This is a genomic window from Candidatus Limimorpha avicola (genome assembly GCF_056978975.1).
Window position 1 is genome coordinate 29,144 of sequence record NZ_DBMCYK010000020.1, and the last position, 22,448, is coordinate 51,591.

The window sequence follows — 22,448 nt, forward strand, 5'->3', positions numbered from 1 at the left end:
ATATTTAAGCCGTTCTTTTGAAATGGGGGAGGGAGATGTTTTTAATATTTACTTAATCTGTTTTTTAAATAGTGTTTGATAATTTTAGATTATTTTTATACGTGTTAATCATCGGAATATGTATTGTTCCCATTTATTGACGGTTCTGTTGTGATATTGTCGAAAATACTGTCCATCCTGGCTTTCACAATCTTGAATTCATCCATATACTCTTTTTTGACGGGTTCAGCGGCTGGGGACTTGAATTTCAGTGGGTTGATATATTTACCGTTTTTTATCATCCTATAGTCCAAATGCGGACCTGTTGACAATCCGGTACTGCCGACGTAACCTATCACTTGACCTTGTTTTACCCGTGTTCCTTTGTTGATTCCTTTGGCAAAACTGTTGAGGTGCATATATACTGTTGTATATGTGCTGTTGTGTCTTATTTTAAGGTAATTGCCTCCTCCGTTTTTCTGATATCCTTTTTCTATCACTGTGCCGTCGGCTACAGATTGCACCGGTGTTCCTGTTGGAGCTGCATAATCGACTCCATGATGAGGGCGAACTATCTTGGTGACGGGATGACGTCTTGCTTCGGAGAAAGTAGAACTTATTCTTCTGTAATTCAGTGGTGCTTTCAGAAATGTCTTACGAAGGTTTTCTCCGTCAGTGTCATAATAGTCTTCTTCATCATCATGACAGAAAAGATATGCGTAATATTCAACATTATTGTTGCTTAGATATGCAGCGAGTATTTTCCCCGTTTCTGTTATTCCTCCTTCAATATGTTTTTTTTCGTAAATGACTCTGTATTCATCCCCGGGTTGGATACCGAAAAAATCTATTGTCCACGCATAAATGTCGGATAACATCATTGTAAGATTGGGGTCCGCACCCTCTTCGGCAATGGCATTCCACAGTGATGATGTTATCACATTTCCGGATGTCTCTATTGTCGTTGTTATTTGTTTCTGATCGCGCCATGCCTGCAGGCTGTCAGTGAGACAGAATACTACAAAGTCTTTCTTGTTGATTTCATAAATCCAGTATTTTGCTTGTGGAATGCTGTCTCGTGTCATCATAAAGGTATATTTGTTGCCTCTTTTTATCTTTCTTACATCGAAAACTTTTTTATGATGACGGGCAATATAGTCAATTACATTGTATGAGACGTCTTTTTCCAATAATATGTTGGATAAGAACTCATTTTTTTTAACAACTCCATGTTCTACATCCAATGAATCTATACATATACCATACATATATTGTGGTTCTGTGATTTCTGTCTCCTCTTCGGCATTATTTTTGACTTTATCGTCATTAGAGCATGATATAAATAATAATGTGACAAAAAATAAACAGAAAAAATGTTTCATTGATGTAATTAGACTTTGTTATGTAAATTAAAAAATAATCCTGTTGAAGGGATTCATTAAAGATATGTACCAATAGCAGAATTTCGAGTTGTCATAAATTCACGGTTTGATGGTGCATTGTATGTTTATACATGAATCTCAATGTCATTTTTTGTATTATTACATATCTTAAAGAGGTGTCAATTTTTATGCTTGACACCTCTTTGAAAGATAAAACTATCTTTGCATGGCTTTCTCGTAGCCGGCTTTAACAGCTTTGAGGTTCAGGTCTATAACATCCTGACCTTTGTTGCCGAATTGTGTACGTATGCTGTTTTCCACAGTTTCCATGTCGAGACCGAGGAAAGGCACTGCAGCGCCAAATATCACCATGTTGGCAGCTCTCACATTACCACATTCTTTTGCTATTTTTTCAGCATCGACGACAATTGCGTTGTGTTTTTTCAACTCTGCATATATATCGTCAATGGCAGGATAGTTGGGAATGTTGATGAAAGGTTCCGATGCCGTTATTATGACTCCGTCTTTGGCGAGCATTGGAAGATAACGCAATGCTTCCATCGGTTCTATAGAGATGATGAGGTCGGCTTTGCCTTCAGGTATAAGGTCTGATGCTATTTCTTTTGATGACAGACGGAGGTGAGACTGTACGTCTCCTCCACGTTGACTCATGCCGTGTACCTCTGCCTGTTTGAGAAACAAGTTCTTTTCAACGGCAGCAATACCTATACATGATGCTATACTGAGAATTCCCTGTCCTCCGACACCTGCCAAAATAATATCTTTTTTCATGACTTTTCTGTATTATGTTATATTATTTCTTTTCTGCTGCTTTCTTGGCACGCATTCTTCTGTTAAGTGTTTGGATACATTCACGACGCGGAACAATGACGGACACACCCTTATAAGCAAGCTCTTCTTTTATCACATTCACGTTCTCTTCATGTTGATTCATCAGAGGTTTGATGACTCTGATATGGTCCGGGTCAACTCCTAATCCCTTGCAGATGCTTTCAATACGTCCTTCTGCAGATGATTTCTGTCCTCCTGTCATGCCGGTTGTAGAGTTGTCGAGTATCATCACGGTGATATTGTTGTTGTTGTTAACAGCATCCAAAAGACCTGTCATACCTGAATGTGTGAATGTAGAATCGCCTATCACAGCCACCACAGGGTCCAATCCGGCTTCTGAAGCACCAATGGCCATGGTTATACTCGCTCCCATGTCAACAGTACTGTTGATGGATTCCAATGGAGGTGTCGCGCTAAGAGTATAACAGCCGATATCACCGAATACTCTGCCTTTGCTGTAGCCTTCCAATGCCTCGTTCAAGGCTTTGAAAGAATCCCAGTGAGGACATCCGTCACAAAGTTTCGGAGGACGCGCTTTAACCAACTCTGGGATTGGCTCTCCTATTTCTACAGGTAAGCCTAATGCTTTGGCGACAAGGTTGGGGTTAAGTTCACCATCTCTCGGTAAAGTGCCGTCAAGACGTCCTTTAACTATTTTGCCTTCTGCCAACAATCCCTTGAGGAGTTCTTCTACAACAGGATATCCTTCTTCCATGACTAAGATTTCTTCACATTCGTCATAAATCTTTCTAATCATGTCAACAGGTAACGGATATTGACTTATCTTCAATACAGGATAAGGTATCACAGTATCGTTATAATTTTCTTTAAGGTAATTGTATGCCAATCCACAAGCTATGATGCCCAACTTCTTGTCGGTTCCTTCAAAATAGCGGTTATATCCACTCTCATGACTTTCTCTTAAGAAAACAGGTTGCTTTGCCAATAATTCTTTGTATTGTTTCTTGGCGATGGCGGGAAGCAACACGAATTGACGCAGATTTGAAGGCAGATGCAATTCATTTTGAGGCAATATCTCACTGCGGCATACGCCTGAACGCGAGTGTGCTAAACGTGTCGTTACTCTTAACAATACCGGCGTACCCATCTTCTCCGACAATTCGAAAGCATAACGTGTCATGTCGTATGCTTCCTGTTGATTTGATGGTTCAAGAATGGGGATGAGAGCAAACTTGCCATAAACACGAGAGTCTTGTTCATTCTGTGAAGAGTGCATCGAAGGGTCATCGGCAGATAATACCACCATACCTCCGTTGGTACCGGTAATGGCTGAGTTGAGGAACGGGTCTGCTGCTACATTCAAGCCTACATGTTTCATGCATACCATCGCTCTCTTGCCGGAATATGACATGCCTATGGCACATTCCATCGCTGTCTTTTCATTGGCCGACCATAATGCTCTAATACCTGATTCTCTTGCTTGCTTAGAGCCTTGAATAAATTCCATGATCTCGGTGGATGGAGTACCAGGATATGCATAAACACCTGACAAACCGGCATCTATAGCACTCTGAGCAATAGCTTCATCTCCAAGTAATAAGATTTTTTTCATCTCAATATTTTTATTATGTTTATAATTCTTTGAAAGATTCTATTTTCTGAAAATGCAAATTTACATTTTTTTTAAATCTGTCAGTAATTATTATGAAAATTATTTGCTTTTGATATGTCTTTTTAAACAGACCTTATTCTTTCGTTAAAGAAAAAATATTTTTTTATCTTGAAAAATACTGTAATTTTGCCACGGATATTGAGAAATATGAAAAAACTTGTCACTAAGTCTCAGATTTGTGATTTTTTAAAAGTCAGGAATCCATTGATGAAACCTTTTGTGGGTCTTGTAATGGGATTACTTGGAGTTAATAAAATCAACAGGTTATATTCTCCTTCAGCGGATCTTCATGGTGGAGAGTTTATTACTCACATGCTTGGAGTTTATAATGTTACCTATGATGATGTGCATGCCGAGTTGGCTTCGTTGCCTGATACAGGAGGTTTTATCGTAGTCAGCAATCATCCTTTTGGTGCCATAGAGGGCATCATCTTGTATGATGCCATTTCCAAGGTGCGTCCTGATGTCCGTATAATGGCGAATTTTCTGCTTTCATATATCCCTAATCTTAAAGGTATTTTTATTCCTGTAAATCCTTTTACTGAGAATCCCGAGTGGAGCAGTAGTGTGGGTGGCGTTAAGACAGTCATACGTCATCTCTCGGAAGGTAAGCCTCTTGGAGTGTTTCCTGCCGGTGAGGTGTCCCGTTATCATGGGCATGACTATCCTGAAGATATAGAATGGTCTGAATCTGTTTGTAAGATAATACGGAAGTTCAATGTCCCTGTCATACCTGTTTTTTTCGATGGTACCAACTCACGCAAGTTTTATTTGTGTTCTAAGATAAGTTCTATGCTTGCTACGGCACTTCTTCCGCGGGAATTGCTAAACAAACGTAATAAACATTTTACCTTTAAGATAGGTAAACCTGTTACTGCTGCGGAGTTGGAGGCTTTCGATAATCCTAAAGACCTCGCTGCTTTTCTTCGTAGCCGCAGTTATGCCCTTGAAGCCAATATTCTTGTAGGCAATGCAAAATACAGAAATAGTACACCTCAGTTGATTGACCATCCTCGACGATCTTCTTTGATGGTGAACGAACTCCGAAGGATACGAAAATCGTCATTGTTGTTTTCCTATGGAGATTACGAATGTTATCTCGCTGATTATGATAAGATACCTAATATTATTCATGAGATAGGTCGGCGTAGAGAAGAGTCTTTTAGGTCTATAGGCGAGGGTAGTGGAAAAAAACTCGACATCGATGATTATGATACCTATTATAAACATCTGATACTTTGGAATATTAAAGACAACACTCTTGCCGGTGGATATCGTCTCGGATTTGGGGATATGATAATGAGGGAAAAAGGCATGTCAGGTTTTTATGTCAATACACTTTTTGATATGGACGACATAATGTCAGAATACCTTAAATATACCATAGAATTAGGTCGCTCTTTCATATCTGTGGATTATCAGAAAGATGTATTTCCACTTATGTTGCTTTTTAAAGGTTTGATGATAATAGTGACACGATATGATAAGATGAAGTATTTCTTGGGACCTGTCAGCATTAGCAGTTGGTATCCTAAATTTTACCAGAGTCTTATGGTTCATTATACAGAGAAATACCATTCTTTCTCGGATATGGAAAATCTTATAAATCCTCATAATCCTTTTGTTAAAGATTTTCTGAAAGTCGATATCGATGCTCTGATGCCTAAATCCATCGTTGATACTGTCGATAAATTCGACCGTTATATGATGCGTCTCAGCAATGGTGATTATCGTATGCCTACATTGTTTAAAAAATATCTTAAATACAATGCCAAATTGATGTGTTTCAATATAGACCCCGATTTTAATGATACACTCGATGGTCTGTTCCTTCTTCGTTTTGACGACTTCCCTGCCGATGAGTTGCTTATGCTTATGCGGGATTGTAATGATGAAGAAAAAGAAAGATTTTTAAAACGTTTTGGAAAATCTTTAGATGATATTAAATAATCATTGTATTGATTTTTAGATATTTATATTGTAATTTTCAGAGAATATAGATTTTTTTGAACAAAATGCTAAATAGTATGTACTATTATAGTATGTTATTTTACTATTTTTTGTATATTTGCAAACTGTTAATATAAAAAATGAATTAAAATGTTTGAACCCACAGAATATGAGATAAAGTCTGTTGCTACAGGTAAAGTATGCAAAGATTTAGGTTGGATGCTTGATTTTCCGGAAGAGAAAAATCCGGGCATGATACGTACGCTATATGCCAAGAAACAGTTGAATGTTAAGAGTGATGTAGAATTGGGAATTTATCGTTATTCCGATTGGCTGCCTATAAATAATATTTTGAACAAAGCTTCTGCGCCTGTGACGTATAAAAGTAAAGCATTGGCAGAGAAATTGGGTTTAAGCAACTTGTATATTACTTTCAACGGATATTTTCCGGAGATAGGAGCGATGATGTGTACTTGTTCTTTTAAGGAGATGGAAGCATTCTCTGTATGTGCCAGACTTCCTGAAAACAAGAAAAATGAAGTTTTGGTAGTTTCGTCTGCAGGCAATACGGCAAGGGCTTTTGCTCAGGTGTGTTCAGATAACAATATTAAGTTATTGCTCACGGTGCCTCAAGACAATATTTCATCATTATGGTTTGAAAAGCCGTTGAATCCTTGTGTCAAACTGCTTACAACGGAACAAGGAAGTGATTATTTCGATGCAATAAGTCTTGGTAATGTGGTGTGTGAGATGGATGGCTTTTTTGCTGAGGGCGGAGCTAAAAATATTGCTCGTCGTGATGGCATGGGGACTACCATGTTGTCTGCCACCACGTTTATTGGACGTCTTCCCGATTATTATTTCCAGGCTGTGGGCAGCGGAACCGGTGCTATTGCCGCATGGGAAGCAAATTTACGTTTTATTGAGGATGGTCGTTTCGGCAGTAATAAAACACGTTTGTTCGTGTCACAAAACAGACCTTTCGTTCCTATGTATGAAGCATGGCGACAAAAATCACGTGCCATGCTGCCTTATGATCCTGATGCGGCCCGTCATGATGCCAATAGCATTTTCGCTTGTGTATTGTCGAATCGTAAACCGCCTTATTCTATTGTTGGAGGTTTGTTCGATGCTCTTGTTGATACCGATGGTGATATTCTCGCTGTCGATAATGAAGATGCTGTCAAGGCTGCAGCATTATTCGAGAATCTTGAAGGTATTGATATTCATCCGGCTGCCGCTGTGGCTACAGCTTCTTTGATTCAGGCTTTGAAAGATAACCGTATCGAGAAAGATGCTGTCATTATGCTTAATATCACCGGAGGAGGAGAACGCCGTTTTAAGGCAAATCATGATATCTGGTATCTGAAACCGTCTTTTACTTTCGATGTTAATGCTGATAAAGAAGAAGTGTTCAGAGCAGTCAGAAGTCTTCGCTTTTGAATGATTTGATTGTTCTATAATGATATAGACGTGTATGATTCTTGTTTATACACGTCTTTTTTCATAATGTGTGTCTGAAATAGGATAAAAACTTTATGATTTTTTTATGTTTAAAAAAGAGTATCCGGAAAGTATTTTGTTAAACTTCCCGGATACATATTGATATTGAATACTTTCAATATAGTTGTTTGTTTACTGTCCGATCTTATTCTGAAGTAATGGACAGATTTATATTAGTGGGTAATGACTAATTTCTTACTTGAGCTATATCCGTTTGTATTCACTATGTTCATGAAATAAACACCCGTGTCGTATTTTGAAGTGTTCAGTTCAATATTGTTTCCTCTTACTTGAATACGGTCAACTAAAACTCCTACACAATTGAATATGCTGATAGAACGTATTTCGGTATTGTTGACGATATTTACATGGTTGTTTGCTGGATTGGGATAGATGCTGCAATGGTTTTCAACCATATTGTCTTCCAAACTCAATGTGTTGAGTACTCCTACAACCGACCTTACGGATGTCATGTCATCTTCGTAAATTGCACATACTTCGGCTACGTAAAAAATACCGCTTTCCGAAGGGAATGTGTATTCAAGTTCAGTAGTGTTTTCTGCTACTAATTCAGAGTCGAGATATACATTATAACCTATAGGATTTCCTGATTCCGGAGCATCCCAGTGGATGGTCATAGTATTGTCATCGTTTTCAGCCATCTGCAGATTCTGAACAGGATGAGGATGTTCGGTGTATTCATACAGGAAGTGGCTGTTGTACATCTCTTTTGTTACATAATTTTGAAGCCATACGGAAACTTCGAGATCCTCCATCTCTTCCACATTTGTTGTTGACATGTCATAAGTAAATTCCAATCTTGTATATTCACCTGCATTGATGTCGATTGTACTGCCTTGGGCATCAGGCAACATCTTCATCATAATATGATGGAACTCGGTCTCTCCATTGCTTCCGACATTGTCATAAGTGGTTTTTTCATTGACAGAAACAAATGCTCTTACATCGTTCATTTCAACGTATGACATGATATCAGCAGTAATTGTAATAATGGAGCCTTCAACGGTAAATGCACCTCTGATATCAGCATAAGCCGGAGTATTGTACTGTTGGTCAAATGCATTTTGTGAAACTGCAGTATATCCCTGATCCATTCCATCGAGGAAAGTTTGAGGAACTGCCGATACTCCATAATAGGTTCTTCTTATTCCACCTTCGTTTGTGTAGTAAGGGTCTCCGCTGCCCGGCCAGTTCATAGGATATTTTGTATAAGTGAATTTGCCGGGATTGTTGCTGGTAAGAGTTGACATTAAGTTATTTGTATTTACGCATGGTCCACAAGTAGAACTGGAGAAATGCTCTATCATCGGTATTCTTTGTGTGGTGCCGAGAGATGTTGATAAAGTTTTAGTTAAAGTATTGTTGCTCATATCGTCATCCTCTTCACCATTTACCAAGGAGATGTTTAATGTAAGAGAATATGTTCCTGGATCAAGTCTCTGAGGAATTTCAAAACTGAGAGATTGGGATTCAAGACTTGCAATGTTTACATCGAAATTTTCTGTAACCATGTCGAATCCTTCAAATTGATAGTTTGCTTCAATTGAAGTTATCGGAGTTAATCCGTAATTGAAGACTTTGAAATTGATATCGACATTACCGGCTTCGATAATGTTGCCAATATCAATAGATCTGAGCGAGATGTCAAGATCTTCTTGTGTGAATATTTGTATGTCGTCGAAATACCAGTTATCCATATTGTAACTGTAACCACTGTAAAAAATACAGAACATTACATTAGGTTGTCCGATGTCTTCAGTACTGATGTTTTGAGATACTGTGTATTGACCGTCTTGAGAATATATTTCCGACCATGCTTCATTCCATGTTGTACCGTTATCTGATGATGTTGCTATACCTAAGGTGTGTGAACCGGAATAATTGTCTAAGTAGTGGTTGAACATGAAAACAACATTTGAAACACCGCTAAGGTCAACGGCTGGTGTTACTAATCTGGAAATGCCATTGAATGCTGGATCATACTCGAATTTCATTTCATTAGCAGTACCTCCTGCATAGTTGGATGGTGATACCGACCAGTTGGATGTCCCGTTTTCCATAATGCGCCATCCTACTGGCATTGTAGAATTGTCGAATGATTCTGAAATGAAGATCGCTCTGTTTTGTGCCATCATTGTTATTGAAAATAAAATGGCAAATGTTAATAGTAATGATTTCTTCATAGACTTTTATTTTAGATTATTTGTTCACAAATATAATATAAATTAATGGATTGTCAATAGACAATATTAAAAAAACTGCCGGAAAAATAAATTTCCGGCAGTTTTTTTATGACATATATCGATGTTTATTTTTCTATATAAGCTATAGTATCGCCTTTTTCTATGAGTTTACCTTGTTCGGCGACGGCTTCTACTATTTTACCCTGCCATGGCGTAATCACAGGTTCCATGCCGTAAGGTGCTTGTATATGGCAGATTGTGTCTCCTTCTTTATAGCTTTTACCGGAGTATGGTGCTATGGATTTGTCGTTGAAATCCACTTCCCACAACACTCTGCCGCTTACCGGAGCGACAATGGCTTCTGCATTCGGATGACGTAATGCTCTCAAATCAGGGATCTTGACTTCACCGCCGGCTTTCTCGAATTTTTCTTTCATCTTGGCTTCCAATTCTTGATTGAAACGACGTTTTGCCTCTCCTGATTTGTATTCGCGATATTGTTTTTCATGCATGGCGAACTCGAATAATTCCTCTTCGTCTTGTCCTAAGTCCCATCCGTTTTCCTGCATTTCTTTGCGGAAACGTGGCAATTCGTCCGGATAGTTATCTTGAGGGTTGCCTGTAAAGAAACTATAACCTTTTTTCTTTGCCAGTTCCACAATCTCCGGGTCTAAGGTACCTGGCAACTTGCCGGCCTTGCCCAAGATCATGTTCCATGCAGCAGGATCTATTGAGTTTTCGTAACGTGGTTCCCCTTTACTTAATGAATAAAGATTCATCAAGGCGATATTTTTTGTGTATTGGCTGAATGGAGTCACTAATGGCGGGTTGCCGAGTTTGGGCCATATATTTTGTACTTCTTCAAACAACTCGACTAAAAGTTCATCTTCGCTTAGCTCTGCTTTGCCTTGGTTTTTAAGATTCATGTTGATAGCGGCATGTACACTCTTGAGGTCTGCCATCAAAGAACCCATCATGCCTCCGGGTAGTCCACAACCAATCAGCAATGAATTGAGGAAACGGTTACGCGGGTCTATCCAATAACCGAGGAAGTCGTCTATGAAGCTTTGCGTCATGGAACGTGCTTCCATATAAGCCTTCATGTTGATGTCTTTTACAAGGAATCCAGCATCTTTCAACATTGCTTGTACTGCTATGACATCGGGATGTACCATACCCCATGACAACGGTTCCATGGCGACATCGAGATAATCTGCTCCTGCTTCAGCGACTTCTATCATGGATGCCATGGATAATCCGGGACCGGAATGCCCGTGATACTGTACCATGATGTCAGGGTGATTCGTCTTGATGCTCTTTACTATTTTATATAAGGATACCGGACGTCCTACTCCTGCCATGTCTTTCAATGCTATCTCTTTGGCTCCTGCTTCTATTAGCTTCTCCGCCATTTCAATGTAATAGTCGGAGGTGTGTATGGGAGAATAGGTGATGCTCATGGCTGCCTGCGATATCATGCCGGCTTCATTTGCCCATTGTATTGAAGGTATTATGTTGCGAACATCGTTGAGTCCGCAGAATATTCTTGTGATATCGACACCTTGTGCTTTCTTGACTTTATACATTAGTTTGCGAACGTCAGCAGGTACAGGATTCATCCTCAATGCATTAAGAGCTCTATCCAACATGTGGCATTCTATGCCTCCTTTGTGGAGTGCAGCAGTAAAGGCTCTTACTGAGGTGTTTGGGTTTTCACCGTATAACAGATTGACCTGCTCGGCAGCTCCTCCGTTGGTCTCTACTCTGTCGAAACAACCCATCTCGATGATGATAGGTGCTATCTTTTCTAACTGATCTTTGCGAGGCACGTATTTTCCGGAACTTTGCCACATGTCCCTGTAAACTAAACTGAATTTAATCTCTTTTTTCATGGTAGAATTAGAATTGGTTGTTAAATGAAACTTCTTCCACTAATACAAATTTATTTTGCAAAAATCGTAAATTTTTCTAAATGTTTTTTGTTTTTTGTAAAAAAATATTTTTTTGTAATTATACTTGTATGTCTTTGTGTATCTTTATATTGAATGATTTCTGCACTTTTTTTCTCTTCATCTCATCATATTGACTGTAAAAAATATGTGCAAATTGTTTACTTTTGCACAAATTGATTGAGATGATACGACAAAGACTGTTTCGCCTTGCCGATTCCTTCATCGATACGGTGAGGGAAATACGTCGTGACATTCACCGATTCCCCGAGTTGAGTTTTTGTGAATATCGGACCTCTGAAATTGTGAGGCGATTTTTGACTTCTCATAAGATAGATCATGTTACTGTTGATGGGTGTACTGCTGTCATTGCAGTCATCAAAGGTAAGCAGCCAGGCAGCCGTTGTGTGGCTTTGCGTGCAGATATGGATGCCCTCCCTGTCAAGGAGACTGCCTCGCATCCTTATGTTTCTGTTAATGACGGTGTGATGCATGCTTGTGGCCATGATGCACATACAGCTATGTTGCTCGGAGTTGCCGCCATACTAAATGAGATGAGGGATTGTTTTCGCGGTACAGTGAAACTGATATTTCAGCATGCTGAAGAGAAATTGCCGGGAGGTGCAGTAGCAGTGTTGTCGTCTCATCTTGTGGATGATGTGGATGTCTTTTTGGCTCAACATGTATATCCTGACCTGCCTTGCGGCAAAGTGGGCTTCTGTGAGGGACCTTATATGGCTTCCGGCGATGAGATAAATATCGATATTATCGGCAGAGGAGGTCATGCAGCTAAGCCGTGGGAACGTGATAATACCGTAATCGCTTCTGCTTCATTGTTGAAAGACCTGTATTCTCGTTTCCCTGAACCTGTTTGTGCAGAAGAGACATCATGTCTGTTGGCTTTTGGTGCTGTCAACGCCGATGGTAGTTATAACGTCATACCGGATAAGGTGTCTATGCTTGGCACTCTGAGGACATTCTCTCCTTCTTGCCGCAGCGATGCTAAGAATATCATAGAGTCGTTGTCTGATTCTGTTGCATCGAACTATGGATGTAAAGCACAGGTGCATATCAGTCAGGGATATCCTCCTCTTATTAATAATGTGGCCCTTACATGTACGTGTGCTTCTGTTGCTCGTTCTTTACTCGGTGATGATAATGTTGTGTCTTTGTCACCGTTGTTGACTGCAGAAGACTTTGCCGTGTATTCTCAGAGAAAACCTTCATGTTTCTATCGATTGGGGACCTCCAATCCTGAGAAAGGTGTAATTGGTAAACAGCATACGGGAAATTTCAATATAGATGAAGATGCCCTTGCTATAGGCGTGCGTCTTATGTCTTTCATTACTTTCAGTATCATGAATGACTGATGAAATCGTGAAAGTGTTTTTTTAGTGATTGTTGACAGAGAAGACAACGGAAAATGATGAGAAGGGAATAAGTGCGATATGGTTGTTAAGTAAATGATATTGTGTGGTTATGTTATATGGTGATATGTTGAACTGCTGTTTTGGCATACAGAGTCTTAAAATTGAGTGAGATGAATCTTTTGGAATGGCTTCCGATAACGAAGAAAGAAACGGATTTGCGCGGTTGGAGTGAACTTGACATTGTCATTGTTACCGGCGATGCTTATGTGGATCATCCGGCTTTTGGTGCTGCAGTGATAGGTCGTGTTCTTGAAAGGGAAGGCTTCAAAGTCGCTTTGATACCTCAACCTAACTGGCGTGATGATTTGCGTGACTTCAAGAAGTTCGGCAAACCACGTCTTTTCTTTGGTATTTCTGCCGGCGCCATGGATTCCATGGTTAACCATTACACTGCCAACAAACGTCTTAGGTCTAATGATGCCTATACTCCAGGCGGAGTCGCAGGTTTCCGTCCCGATTATGCCACAGTGGTGTATTCCAAAATATTGAAAACTCTTTACCCGGATATGCCCGTTGTAATAGGCGGTATTGAGGCTTCTTTGCGTCGCGTCACACATTATGACTATTGGTCTGATGCCTTGAAACCTACCATATTGCTTGATGCAGGTGCAGATATTGGCGTTTATGGCATGGGAGAACTCGCTGTTGTTGAAATAGCAAAAGCTCTCGACAATGGCATGTCTGTTTCTGAAATTACCGGTGTCCCGCAGACGTTCTTCTTGCGTCATAAAAACAATAAATTACATGATGGTCAAAATGATATAATACTCGCTTCTCATGAATGCTGTCTGAATGACAAAAAAGTTTATGCCTCCAACTTCCGTCATGTGGAGGAGGAGTCCAACAGAAAACATTCTGCCCGTCTTCTTCAAGAGGTGGAAGATTATATTTTGTATGTCAATCCGCCATATCCTACATTAACTTCACAGCAGATCGATGCATCTTTTGACTTGCCATATACGCGTCTTCCGCATCCCAAGTATTCCAAACGCGGTGTTATCCCTGCATACGAGATGATACGTCATTCTGTAAATATTCATCGAGGCTGTTTTGGCGGTTGTGCATTCTGCACCATTTCTGCACATCAGGGCAAATTCGTTGCTTCCCGCAGTAAGGAGTCCATAATGCGTGAGGTTAAGAAAGTAACAGAAATGCCTGACTTTAAAGGTTATATCAGCGACCTCGGCGGACCTTCTGCCAATATGTACATGATGAAAGGATATGATGAATCTTTATGTGACAAATGTTCGAGACCGAGTTGTATCCGGCCTTCTTTGTGCAAAAATCTCGATACAGACCACCATCCTCTTATAGATTTGTATAAAACTGTCGATGCCTTGCCGGATGTGAAAAAGGTGACTATAGGCTCAGGTGTACGTTATGATTTGTTTCTTTCTAAAGAAGATAAGGATGGAAAACTTGGATATGATGCCTATTTTGAACAACTTGTGCGTCGTCATGTCAGTGGTCGTCTTAAGGTGGCTCCGGAACACTGTAGCGATACAGTGTTGAAACTTATGCGTAAGCCTCCTTTCTCGATGTTCCTGAAATTGAAAGATAAATTCGATGCTATTAATAACAAATATCATCTTAATCAACAGTTGATACCGTATTTCATTTCAAGCCATCCCGCCTGTTCTTTGCTCGATATGGCAGAACTCGCCGTGAAAACCAAAGAACTAGGTTATCATCTTGAACAGGTACAAGATTTTACGCCGACCCCTATGACACTTGCAACAGAGATATATTACTCCGGATATGACCCTTATACCCTGAAACAGATATTCGTGGCGACAGGTAAAGATGAAAAACTTAATCAACAGAGGTTCTTTTTCTGGTATAAACCGGAAAACAGGGCATGGGTGAAATCGATGTTGCGTAAATTGGGTAAAAAAGACTGGATAGATATTTTGTATGGCAGAGATTCTTACAGAAGATGACTCGTTTTTATATTTAAAACATTATTCGTTCTTGTGTTGTTTTGATTTTTGTGTTGCAGATTCTGTTTTTGATAGCGAAAAAATAAATGAATTATTGCAGATGTTCAGTGTAAAATATTGATTGTCAATATAAAACAAATTATGCAAACTAAAATACTTGACACGAATTGTTATTTTGACTATTTTTGCACCGGATTTTATGATGAAAAATCGCATAATTTTGAAAACGAGATGCCGAATTTGTTTATCATAGCAGGTTGCAACGGAGCAGGGAAGACTACGGCTTCATATACTGTGTTGCCGGAAGTTTTGCATTGCGCTGAGTTCGTCAATGCTGATGAAATAGCAAAAGGCTTGTCTCCTTTTAATCCCGAATCTATGGCTATTCCGGCAGGTAAAATAATGCTTTCTCGCATTAAAGACTTGCTGTCCGAGAAACTCGATTTTGCCATAGAGACAACCTTGACAACAAAATCATACAGGAATTTTATTAAAAAGGCTCATTCTAAAGATTATAGGGTCAGCATAGTGTTTTTCTGGCTCAATAGTCCGGAACTCGCCATTAATCGTATTGCTGAACGTGTACGTAACGGCGGTCATTTCGTACCTGAAGATGTTGTAAGACGTCGTTATGTTGAGGGTATCCATAACCTTTTTGATATTTTCTGTAAAATAGTAGATGAATATATTATCATTGACAATTCGGCTGTACCTAGTGAGGTGATCGCTGAGTTTAAGGATAATACTTTAAAAATTTTTAATCAGGGAAAATATGAGAAGATTCAGAAAATATAAAAATAACAAACAGTCAACTACAATGAATGCTAATATTTCGGAAATGTCAGACTTCGGTCAAAAAGTGATGTTCGGAGTACAACTCTCTTGTGAGAGACTCGTTCGTAAAAGAAGTATTGAAGGTGCTTTGATGTGCTTCGGCGATGATAAGGGAAGAGTTTATAAAATGCCTGCAAAAGAAGTGGAAAAAACGTTGATAAGATAAATTCTTTTAATTTAAAATAGAAAAACACCTCGTTGATATTCAATATGAAGAGATTATCAACGGGGTGTTTGTCTTTTTATACTATCTTGCTTATACTTTATGTGATTTTATTTTTTCATAACATCAAAACCTTTTCCGTAAACACCCATTACAGTGTTAACCGATACAAAAGCTTTCTCGTCTTCTTGTTTTACTATTCTTATAAGTTGTTGTGACTCTGTCTTTCTAACTACTACCATCAAAATGTCGGATTCTGTCTTGTTGTACCAGCCTACTCCTTTGATGAATGTAGCACCTCGTTGCATCTCATTGCCTATGCGGTCTGCAATGACATGAGCCTTACTTGAAAAAATAAACATCTGTACCGATTGTTTGTTGCCGGTCATCGTGAGATCCATGGTATAGCTGCTTATCATTAAAACCACATAACTGTATATCAGAGTCTCAATGTCTTTGAATACGAGATATGAACATGATACCACTACTACATTTATAAGTAATGTAAGACGTCCTAATGTTATGTTCCTGTATTTGTTGATGAGCATGATAATGATATCGGTGCCTCCTGTGCTGCTGCCCTGTAAAAAGATGATTCCTATGGAAACACCCGACAATCCTGCTCCTAATGTGGCAGATAGAAATTTGTCTGCTATTAGTGGCGTATCACCGAAATAATTTTGTAAAACAGAGAAAAATATTGACATGACTACAATGGAATATATTGTCCTTATACTGAATTTCCACCCTAAAGACTTTATGGACAATAAGATAAGTATTCCATTTAGAGCAAATATCATGACACCAGTAGAAATACCGGTAAGCCAGTATATTATTGTCGCTATTCCATTGACACCTCCTCCTAACATGTGATTGGGAATAAGAAATCCTGTCCAGCCTAATGAGAAGAAAAACAGAGATATCGTGACAATGACATAACTCCTGAAATCTCTCCAAAATGATTTGGTCTGTTTCATAGTACTTGATTTTTAATAAGTTGATTTAAAAGAATCTTTGTTCTTAACTGTTGCAAAATTATAAAAAATAATTTAGTTTTGAAATATAAAATATATGTAACAGAGTTGTTGTTATGTAGGTTTGATTTACAGCGAAATTTTATTATTGCTTACAGCAAATCATTTGATGCTATAATAATATAAAAATTGTAAAATATTGATGATCATGTATTTTGATAATATTTTATTTTTTGAGATTTTTTAAAAAAAATTGACATTGTTCTGAAAAAGGTTTAAATTTGAAGCGACTAATGAATGCGACTATGACAATAATGTGAATCATGAAGAAAAGTAAATAAAAGACATATAAAATCTGATTAAAGAAATCTAAAAATCAATGTTATGAAAAAATTTTATACAACTAAGAAAGTGATAATGCTATTGATAATGGCAATGACAGCAACTTCGGTTTTGCAGGCACAGACAATGAAAGTAAAAAAGATTGTCAGTGAAGCAAAAGATGAAAAGAAAGAAGTTTATGAAGATGTAAATCAGCAGAGAGACAGGAATCCCGTCACGGATTTGGAGTTGGAGAGGAAGGAGAACAATGCTGTATTGTTGACATGGAACTATCCCGAGGGATTTATTCCCAAGGAGAGGGCAACATTGTCGTGGAGCGGAGATTTTAGCAGTATGGTTGCAGCAGGACAGTCAGAGGGAGATATAGCCCACAGATATGAAGTCTCGGATTTGCAGGACTATATAGGATGGAAAGTAAAATACATAGGGATTGTGCCAATAAGTGACGGACATTATCATTCGGTGAGGATATGGGAAGGACCGGAGGGAGACAGTCTGGAACAGGTGGCGGACAACCTGACACTGATATACGAAAAATCAGCAGAGAATCTGTCGTATAATGTAAGAAACTACATTCCGATAGATAGTGAAATAACGATAGAGGAAGGGAAAGAGTTTTGGTTTGGAATACGGACAGTACCTATTTACATGACTTTTCAATATACATGGCCTATTGATGGAGGTCCTGTAGTGTCAGAAAAAGGAGATCTTTATCGGTATGTTGATGGATATTATGAGTATGAATGGGAATCTTTGTTACTATATGGTGGTATTAATTCCAATTTCTGCATAGAAGTTATATTGGAGAATCCTGATGGCAAGATGGTAAGAATGGGATACGGGAATGGAGACGATGAGACGGAAGAGCTTGAGGGTTATGAGATATATGCCGATGAAGAACAGATAGCAGTAATAACGGACCCTCATTTTCTGGAATATGAGGACTATCGTTTTGTGAGAGGAGAAGTAAACTATTGTGTGGAGGCGGTATATACGACAGGCAATGCGGAGGCTGTATGTGGAGGCATAGAGATATTGACAGTTGAAGAAGGAGGGACAGAGGGAGGAGAGATAAAGATATATCCGAATCCTGCAAGAGAATCGTTTAAGATAAGATATGAAAAGGGGGACAGTGAAGAAAAATCCGAGATAATGATAACAGACATGATGGGAAGAACGATAAAGAGAGTAGAGATGGAAGGAGAGGGAGAAATAGTGATTGGGACGGAAGGAATGCCGAGTGGAATGTATTTTTATACGATAAGCATAGGAGAAAAGAGTCGAAGCGGGAAATTGATAATAAACAGGTGATAATTTATTGAAGATAATAAAATTAACTTTGAAGGCAGTTTGTTGTCATTGACTTTAAAACCTTTATTTCAAAAACATGAATTTATCAGCAGAATAGTGATGATTTGGTGAATCAAAAAATAATAGCGTGTCGGCACCGATACGCTATTATTATAATTAAGGTGTACCCAAGGCCGGGATCGAACCGGCACGTCCTAAAAGGACACAGGATTTTAAGTCCGGCGCGTCTACCAATTCCGCCACTTAGGCATCCTGAAAAAAATCCCGATCATGAAACCGGGATGTTGAGCGGAAAACGAGACTCGAACTCGCGACCCCGACCTTGGCAAGGTCGTGCTCTACCAACTGAGCTATTTCCGCGTCTTGCATTTTGGAGCGGAAAACGAGACTCGAACTCGCGACCCCGACCTTGGCAAGGTCGTGCTCTACCAACTGAGCTATTTCCGCTTGATTTGCGGTGCAAAATTAGTTATTTTTTTTCTTATGTCAAGATTTTTTTTACTTTTTTTTGAAAAAGATGATTGTCAATATGTTATATATATTTCGTTTATTTGATTACTTTTATTGTTTTTTTATTATTGTTCGACAAAATTTTTATGTTTATTTATAATATCTTGAAAATCAAATTTATATGTTATCAAATCATAAGAAGGCTTATATTGCGGTTTTGTTTTGATGATCAATGATTTATAATAATTTGCCGGATTCCAAAGAAGTAGAGACGTCATATCATGGCGTATCTACATTATGTTGATAATATGATTCGTTGTCTAAAGCGATTGTCTTTTATATAGATACTAAAGAACAACCTTTATCGGACTGCAATGATTGTTTTTTATTTGAATATAACAAAATTTACATTGTAAAGATATCAGTTTTTTAATAACCGTTTTATCTCATTAAGCTTCATCAATGCCTCTACAGGTGTCAAGGTGTCTATGTTGATGTTCAATATGTCTTCTTTTATCTGTAAAAGCAATGGGTCGTCGAGTTGTATGAAACTCAACTGCATGTCGTCGCCTTTTTTGCTGTTTGCTGTCGCTTCATTGAGTGAGTCATGTGAATGTGTCTTTTCCAACATGGATAGTAATTTGTCGGCGCGGTCGATGACTTTTCTCGGCATTCCCGCCATTGCTGCCACATGTATTCCGAAACTGTGTGCACTGCCGCCTCTCTTCAATTTGCGCAGGAATATCACTTTGTTACCAACTTCTTTGACGCTGACATGGTAGTTTTTGATTCTTGAAAATGAAGCCTCCATCTCGTTAAGTTCATGATAATGCGTGGCGAACAACACTTTCGGTCTGTAATATTGATGTTCATGAAGGTATTCCGTTATCGCCCATGCTATGCTGATGCCGTCGTATGTACTTGTTCCTCTGCCTATCTCATCGAGAAGTATGAGACTTCTGTTTGACATGTTGTTCAATATGCTTGCTGTCTCATTCATCTCTACCATAAATGTTGATTCTCCGGAAGATATATTGTCGCTTGCGCCTACTCGTGTGAATATCTTGTCCACTATTCCTATGCGTGCCGACTGTGCCGGGACAAAACATCCTATCTGTGCCATAAGTACTATGAGAGCTGTCTGCCTCAGCAATGCGGATTTGCCCGACATGTTTGGTCCTGTGATGATGATGATCTGTTGTTTCTCACGGTCAAGGTATATGTCGTTGGCTATATAGTCTTCTCCGGCAGGCAACATCTTTTCTATAACGGGATGACGTCCATCCTTGATGTCTATCACGAATGACTCGTCAATATCAGGTCTTACGTATCCATTGGTTATGGAGATATCGGAAAAACTTACGAGGCAATCCAACCGTGCCGTCACGGAGGCATTTATCTGAATTGGCGCCACAAATTCAGCAGTGTCGTTTATCAGTTGCATGTAAATTCTCTCTTCAATGGCTTGAATTCTTTCTTCAGCGCCTAATATCTTCTGCTCATATTCTTTGAGTTCTTCAGTGATATAACGTTCCGCATTTGCCAATGTCTGTTTTCTTATCCATTCTGAAGGCACCTTGTCTTTATGAGTATGTGTTACTTCAAGATAATAACCGAAAACGTTGTTGTAACCTATCTTTAAAGAAGATATGCCAGTAGCCTCACTTTCTCTTTTTTGTATGGTCATCAGATATTCTTTACCTGAACGCGACAGATTGCGTAACTCGTCGAGTTCGTTGTCAATGCCATCGGCTATGAAGTTGCCTTTGGATATCAGTGCCGGGGCATCGTTTTTCAAACTTCTTTTGATACGTTCGCGCAGACTGTCGCAAGGGTTGAGTTGTTCTCCCATGGCTTTCAGAGAATCGTTGTCCGATGCCTTACACAAATTCTTTATTATGACGATCTGTTCAAGAGCTCTTGAGATCTGCAACATTTCCCTTGGATTGATTCTTGCCAATGAAACCTTGGATATCAGTCGTTCCAAATCGCCTACTAACCTCATGGCTTCCTGATATTCAGAAATCAATTCGTTATGTTTTACAAAATATTCAACTATGTTGAGACGCGATGTTATCTGTTCTTTGTTTTTTAAAGGCAATGACAGCCATCGTCTCATGAGTCGGCTCCCCATTGGGGATACCGTTTTGTCTATGATATCTATGAGAGTTTTTGCATTGTTATATGACGAGTTCAACAATTCCAGATTTCTTACAGTGAATTTGTCGAGCCACACATACTGTCCTTCATCGATTCGAGACAGAGAATTGATATGGTTTATTTTGTCATGCTGAGTCTCATGAAGATAATGTATTGCAGCACCGGCAGCTACAATACCTTTGGGGAAATCATCGACACCGAAACCTTTCAATGATGTAGTGTTGAAATGCTTTGTCAGAATATCGTTGGCATAGTCATCCGTAAACACCCAATCGTCGAATAGTGTCAGATAATGTTTGTCTCCGAAGTTGTCTATGAAGTCTTTGCGTTTGTTGCGTTGGCACAAGACTTCCGATGGATTGAAATTTTGCAACAGTTTGTCTATGTATTCGTTGTTTCCCTGTGTCAGATAAAACTCGCCTGTTGATATGTCTAAGAAAGCAATGCCTGATTCTTTGCCATCTATATGTATGGAAGCAAGAAAGTTGTTTTCTTTTTGCTGCAATACGTTGTCGTCGTAGGTAACGCCGGGAGTTACAAGTTCTACTATGCCGCGTTTCACTAATTTTCTTGTCGTTTGTGGATTCTCAAGTTGGTCGCAAACGGCGACTTTGATGCCGGCACGTACTAATTTTGGAAGATATGTGTCCAAAGAATGAAACGGGAATCCTGCCATTTCAGAGCCTGTGGAAGAACCGTTGGACCTGCGTGTAAGTGTTATTCCCAACACATTAGATGCTTTTAGTGCATCGTCTCCAAAAGTTTCATAAAAATCTCCAACCCTGAAAAGTAACATGGCTTCAGGATATTTTGCTTTGAATGAATAATATTGTTTCATCAAAGGGGTATCATCTGCCTTTTTCTCTGTCATCGTATGTCTTGCCTTATTTTTTCGCAAATTTACATTTTTTATCCTGACTTTTATTCCATATTGGGTGTTTTTCTTTTAAAAATTTTTTACACTGCATTCTATTTTGATATGAAAATATTTTTAGTACATTGTTTCTTATGATTTTAAAAGCAATATTGTTAATATTTTTTAACATTTTATAAAAGAAGAAAAATATTAATATTTATTTAACATAAAGTTGTAATATTAATATGTTTTTAGTACTGAAGATAATGAAATAAGACATGCAAAATGTTTTTTATTCGTATTATTTTCTGACAATTTACCATAATATATGGATTTTCACCCCTGAAAACGGCATCTTTACCCCTGAAAACGCTACTTTTATCCCCAAAGGTTGAAATTTCACCACATTTGTTCAATTTTAAGATACAAATAATGTATAGATTCAAGATAGAAGTGCAACCATCCTCCTCCGTCCTTGGAGCGTAGCGGAAAGGGAGGAGGAGGATGGCAAGCAACTCAGAAGGGTCATTCAGCAA

General features: G+C 38.8%; 15 protein-coding genes and 3 tRNA genes. 7 read left to right on the top strand and 11 right to left on the bottom strand.

Going from position 1 to position 22,448, the window contains the following annotated elements; genetic code table 11:
- Nucleotides 1-104: 104 nt before the first annotated feature.
- The 3 genes from ACZOVS_RS08810 to ACZOVS_RS08820 all read right to left on the bottom strand — a co-directional run bounded on the left by ACZOVS_RS08810 (nucleotide 105) and on the right by ACZOVS_RS08820 (nucleotide 3,786).
- The gene (locus ACZOVS_RS08810) at nucleotides 105-1,361 is read right to left on the bottom strand and encodes a peptidoglycan DD-metalloendopeptidase family protein (RefSeq protein WP_483996860.1); all 1,257 of its coding nucleotides are present in this window, start codon (nucleotides 1,359-1,361) and stop codon (nucleotides 105-107) included.
- A gap of 216 nt (nucleotides 1,362-1,577) precedes the next feature.
- Nucleotides 1,578-2,153, bottom strand: a complete 576-nt coding sequence (locus ACZOVS_RS08815) for an indolepyruvate oxidoreductase subunit beta (RefSeq protein ID WP_483996861.1) — start codon at nucleotides 2,151-2,153, stop codon at nucleotides 1,578-1,580.
- Between the two features lie 22 nt (nucleotides 2,154-2,175).
- Nucleotides 2,176-3,786, bottom strand: a complete 1,611-nt coding sequence (locus ACZOVS_RS08820; protein ID WP_483996862.1) for a thiamine pyrophosphate-dependent enzyme — start codon at nucleotides 3,784-3,786, stop codon at nucleotides 2,176-2,178.
- A gap of 207 nt (nucleotides 3,787-3,993) precedes the next feature.
- On the opposite strand from ACZOVS_RS08820, the gene ACZOVS_RS08825 reads away from it, so the two are divergent.
- Both ACZOVS_RS08825 and ACZOVS_RS08830 read left to right on the top strand, forming a co-directional pair.
- Nucleotides 3,994-5,796: a lysophospholipid acyltransferase family protein gene (locus ACZOVS_RS08825; protein WP_483996863.1), complete on the top strand. Its 1,803-nt coding sequence runs from the start codon at nucleotides 3,994-3,996 to the stop codon at nucleotides 5,794-5,796.
- A 144-nt stretch (nucleotides 5,797-5,940) separates the two neighbouring features.
- Nucleotides 5,941-7,239, top strand: a complete 1,299-nt coding sequence (locus ACZOVS_RS08830; RefSeq protein ID WP_483996874.1) for a cysteate synthase — start codon at nucleotides 5,941-5,943, stop codon at nucleotides 7,237-7,239.
- A gap of 233 nt (nucleotides 7,240-7,472) precedes the next feature.
- Here ACZOVS_RS08830 and ACZOVS_RS08835 read toward each other — a convergent pair whose 3' ends face one another.
- Together ACZOVS_RS08835 and ACZOVS_RS08840 are read right to left on the bottom strand one after the other, a co-directional pair.
- Complete coding sequence (locus ACZOVS_RS08835) at nucleotides 7,473-9,503, bottom strand: T9SS type A sorting domain-containing protein (RefSeq protein WP_483996864.1); 2,031 nt, start codon at nucleotides 9,501-9,503, stop codon at nucleotides 7,473-7,475.
- Between the two features lie 125 nt (nucleotides 9,504-9,628).
- Nucleotides 9,629-11,395, bottom strand: coding sequence for an oxaloacetate decarboxylase (locus ACZOVS_RS08840; protein ID WP_483996865.1), 1,767 nt, complete (start codon nucleotides 11,393-11,395; stop codon nucleotides 9,629-9,631).
- Between the two features lie 242 nt (nucleotides 11,396-11,637).
- Between ACZOVS_RS08840 and ACZOVS_RS08845 the strand changes: the two genes are divergently transcribed.
- The 4 genes from ACZOVS_RS08845 to ACZOVS_RS08860 all read left to right on the top strand — a co-directional run bounded on the left by ACZOVS_RS08845 (nucleotide 11,638) and on the right by ACZOVS_RS08860 (nucleotide 15,822).
- Nucleotides 11,638-12,822, top strand: coding sequence for a M20 metallopeptidase family protein (locus tag ACZOVS_RS08845; protein WP_483996866.1), 1,185 nt, complete (start codon nucleotides 11,638-11,640; stop codon nucleotides 12,820-12,822).
- 161 nt (nucleotides 12,823-12,983) lie between these two features.
- Nucleotides 12,984-14,822 carry a YgiQ family radical SAM protein gene (locus ACZOVS_RS08850; protein ID WP_483996875.1) on the top strand — a complete coding sequence of 613 codons (1,839 nt, stop codon included), beginning with the start codon at nucleotides 12,984-12,986 and terminating at the stop codon, nucleotides 14,820-14,822.
- Between the two features lie 141 nt (nucleotides 14,823-14,963).
- On the top strand, nucleotides 14,964-15,617 hold the full coding sequence (locus tag ACZOVS_RS08855) for an ATPase (protein ID WP_483996867.1): 654 nt from the start codon (nucleotides 14,964-14,966) through the stop codon (nucleotides 15,615-15,617).
- Nucleotides 15,595-15,822 (top strand): hypothetical protein, encoded by a 228-nt coding sequence (locus ACZOVS_RS08860; protein WP_483996868.1) that lies wholly within the window; start codon nucleotides 15,595-15,597, stop codon nucleotides 15,820-15,822. Before ACZOVS_RS08855 ends, ACZOVS_RS08860 begins: the two co-directional genes overlap by 23 nt.
- Nucleotides 15,823-15,929: 107 nt before the next feature.
- Here the strand turns inward: ACZOVS_RS08860 and ACZOVS_RS08865 are convergent, their stop codons facing one another.
- Nucleotides 15,930-16,796, bottom strand: a complete 867-nt coding sequence (locus tag ACZOVS_RS08865; protein ID WP_483996869.1) for a YitT family protein — start codon at nucleotides 16,794-16,796, stop codon at nucleotides 15,930-15,932.
- 381 nt (nucleotides 16,797-17,177) lie between these two features.
- Here ACZOVS_RS08865 and ACZOVS_RS08870 point away from each other — a divergent pair, with 381 nt between their 5' ends.
- Nucleotides 17,178-18,446: a T9SS type A sorting domain-containing protein gene (locus tag ACZOVS_RS08870; protein ID WP_483996870.1), complete on the top strand. Its 1,269-nt coding sequence runs from the start codon at nucleotides 17,178-17,180 to the stop codon at nucleotides 18,444-18,446.
- 164 nt (nucleotides 18,447-18,610) lie between these two features.
- Here the strand turns inward: ACZOVS_RS08870 and ACZOVS_RS08875 are convergent.
- The 5 genes from ACZOVS_RS08875 to ACZOVS_RS08895 all read right to left on the bottom strand — a co-directional run.
- Nucleotides 18,611-18,695, bottom strand: a tRNA-Leu gene (locus ACZOVS_RS08875).
- Nucleotides 18,696-18,733: 38 nt separating this feature from the next.
- Nucleotides 18,734-18,806: transfer RNA gene (locus tag ACZOVS_RS08880), tRNA-Gly, on the bottom strand.
- A gap of 11 nt (nucleotides 18,807-18,817) precedes the next feature.
- Nucleotides 18,818-18,893: transfer RNA gene (locus ACZOVS_RS08885), tRNA-Gly, on the bottom strand.
- 424 nt (nucleotides 18,894-19,317) lie between these two features.
- Nucleotides 19,318-21,927, bottom strand: coding sequence for a DNA mismatch repair protein MutS (gene mutS / locus ACZOVS_RS08890; protein WP_483996876.1), 2,610 nt, complete (start codon nucleotides 21,925-21,927; stop codon nucleotides 19,318-19,320).
- 236 nt (nucleotides 21,928-22,163) lie between these two features.
- The coding region (locus tag ACZOVS_RS08895; RefSeq protein ID WP_483996871.1) for a hypothetical protein at nucleotides 22,164-22,448 on the bottom strand (285 nt) is incomplete at its 5' end.

Excerpts from the sequence above, each read along its gene's own strand:
- ACZOVS_RS08825 (WP_483996863.1), top strand. The coding sequence starts at position 3,994 with ATGAAAAAACTTGTCACTAAGTCTCAGATTTGTGATTTTTTAAAAGTC.
- ACZOVS_RS08815 (WP_483996861.1), bottom strand. The coding sequence starts at position 2,153 with ATGAAAAAAGATATTATTTTGGCAGGTGTCGGAGGACAGGGAATTCTC.
- ACZOVS_RS08840 (WP_483996865.1), bottom strand. The coding sequence starts at position 11,395 with ATGAAAAAAGAGATTAAATTCAGTTTAGTTTACAGGGACATGTGGCAA.
- ACZOVS_RS08865 (WP_483996869.1), bottom strand. The coding sequence starts at position 16,796 with ATGAAACAGACCAAATCATTTTGGAGAGATTTCAGGAGTTATGTCATT.
- ACZOVS_RS08835 (WP_483996864.1), bottom strand. The coding sequence starts at position 9,503 with ATGAAGAAATCATTACTATTAACATTTGCCATTTTATTTTCAATAACA.
- ACZOVS_RS08870 (WP_483996870.1), top strand. The coding sequence starts at position 17,178 with ATGAAAAAATTTTATACAACTAAGAAAGTGATAATGCTATTGATAATG.
- ACZOVS_RS08810 (WP_483996860.1), bottom strand. The coding sequence starts at position 1,361 with ATGAAACATTTTTTCTGTTTATTTTTTGTCACATTATTATTTATATCA.
- ACZOVS_RS08860 (WP_483996868.1), top strand. The coding sequence starts at position 15,595 with ATGAGAAGATTCAGAAAATATAAAAATAACAAACAGTCAACTACAATG.
- ACZOVS_RS08855 (WP_483996867.1), top strand. The coding sequence starts at position 14,964 with ATGCAAACTAAAATACTTGACACGAATTGTTATTTTGACTATTTTTGC.
- mutS (WP_483996876.1), bottom strand. The coding sequence starts at position 21,927 with ATGACAGAGAAAAAGGCAGATGATACCCCTTTGATGAAACAATATTAT.
- ACZOVS_RS08820 (WP_483996862.1), bottom strand. The coding sequence starts at position 3,786 with ATGAAAAAAATCTTATTACTTGGAGATGAAGCTATTGCTCAGAGTGCT.
- ACZOVS_RS08845 (WP_483996866.1), top strand. The coding sequence starts at position 11,638 with ATGATACGACAAAGACTGTTTCGCCTTGCCGATTCCTTCATCGATACG.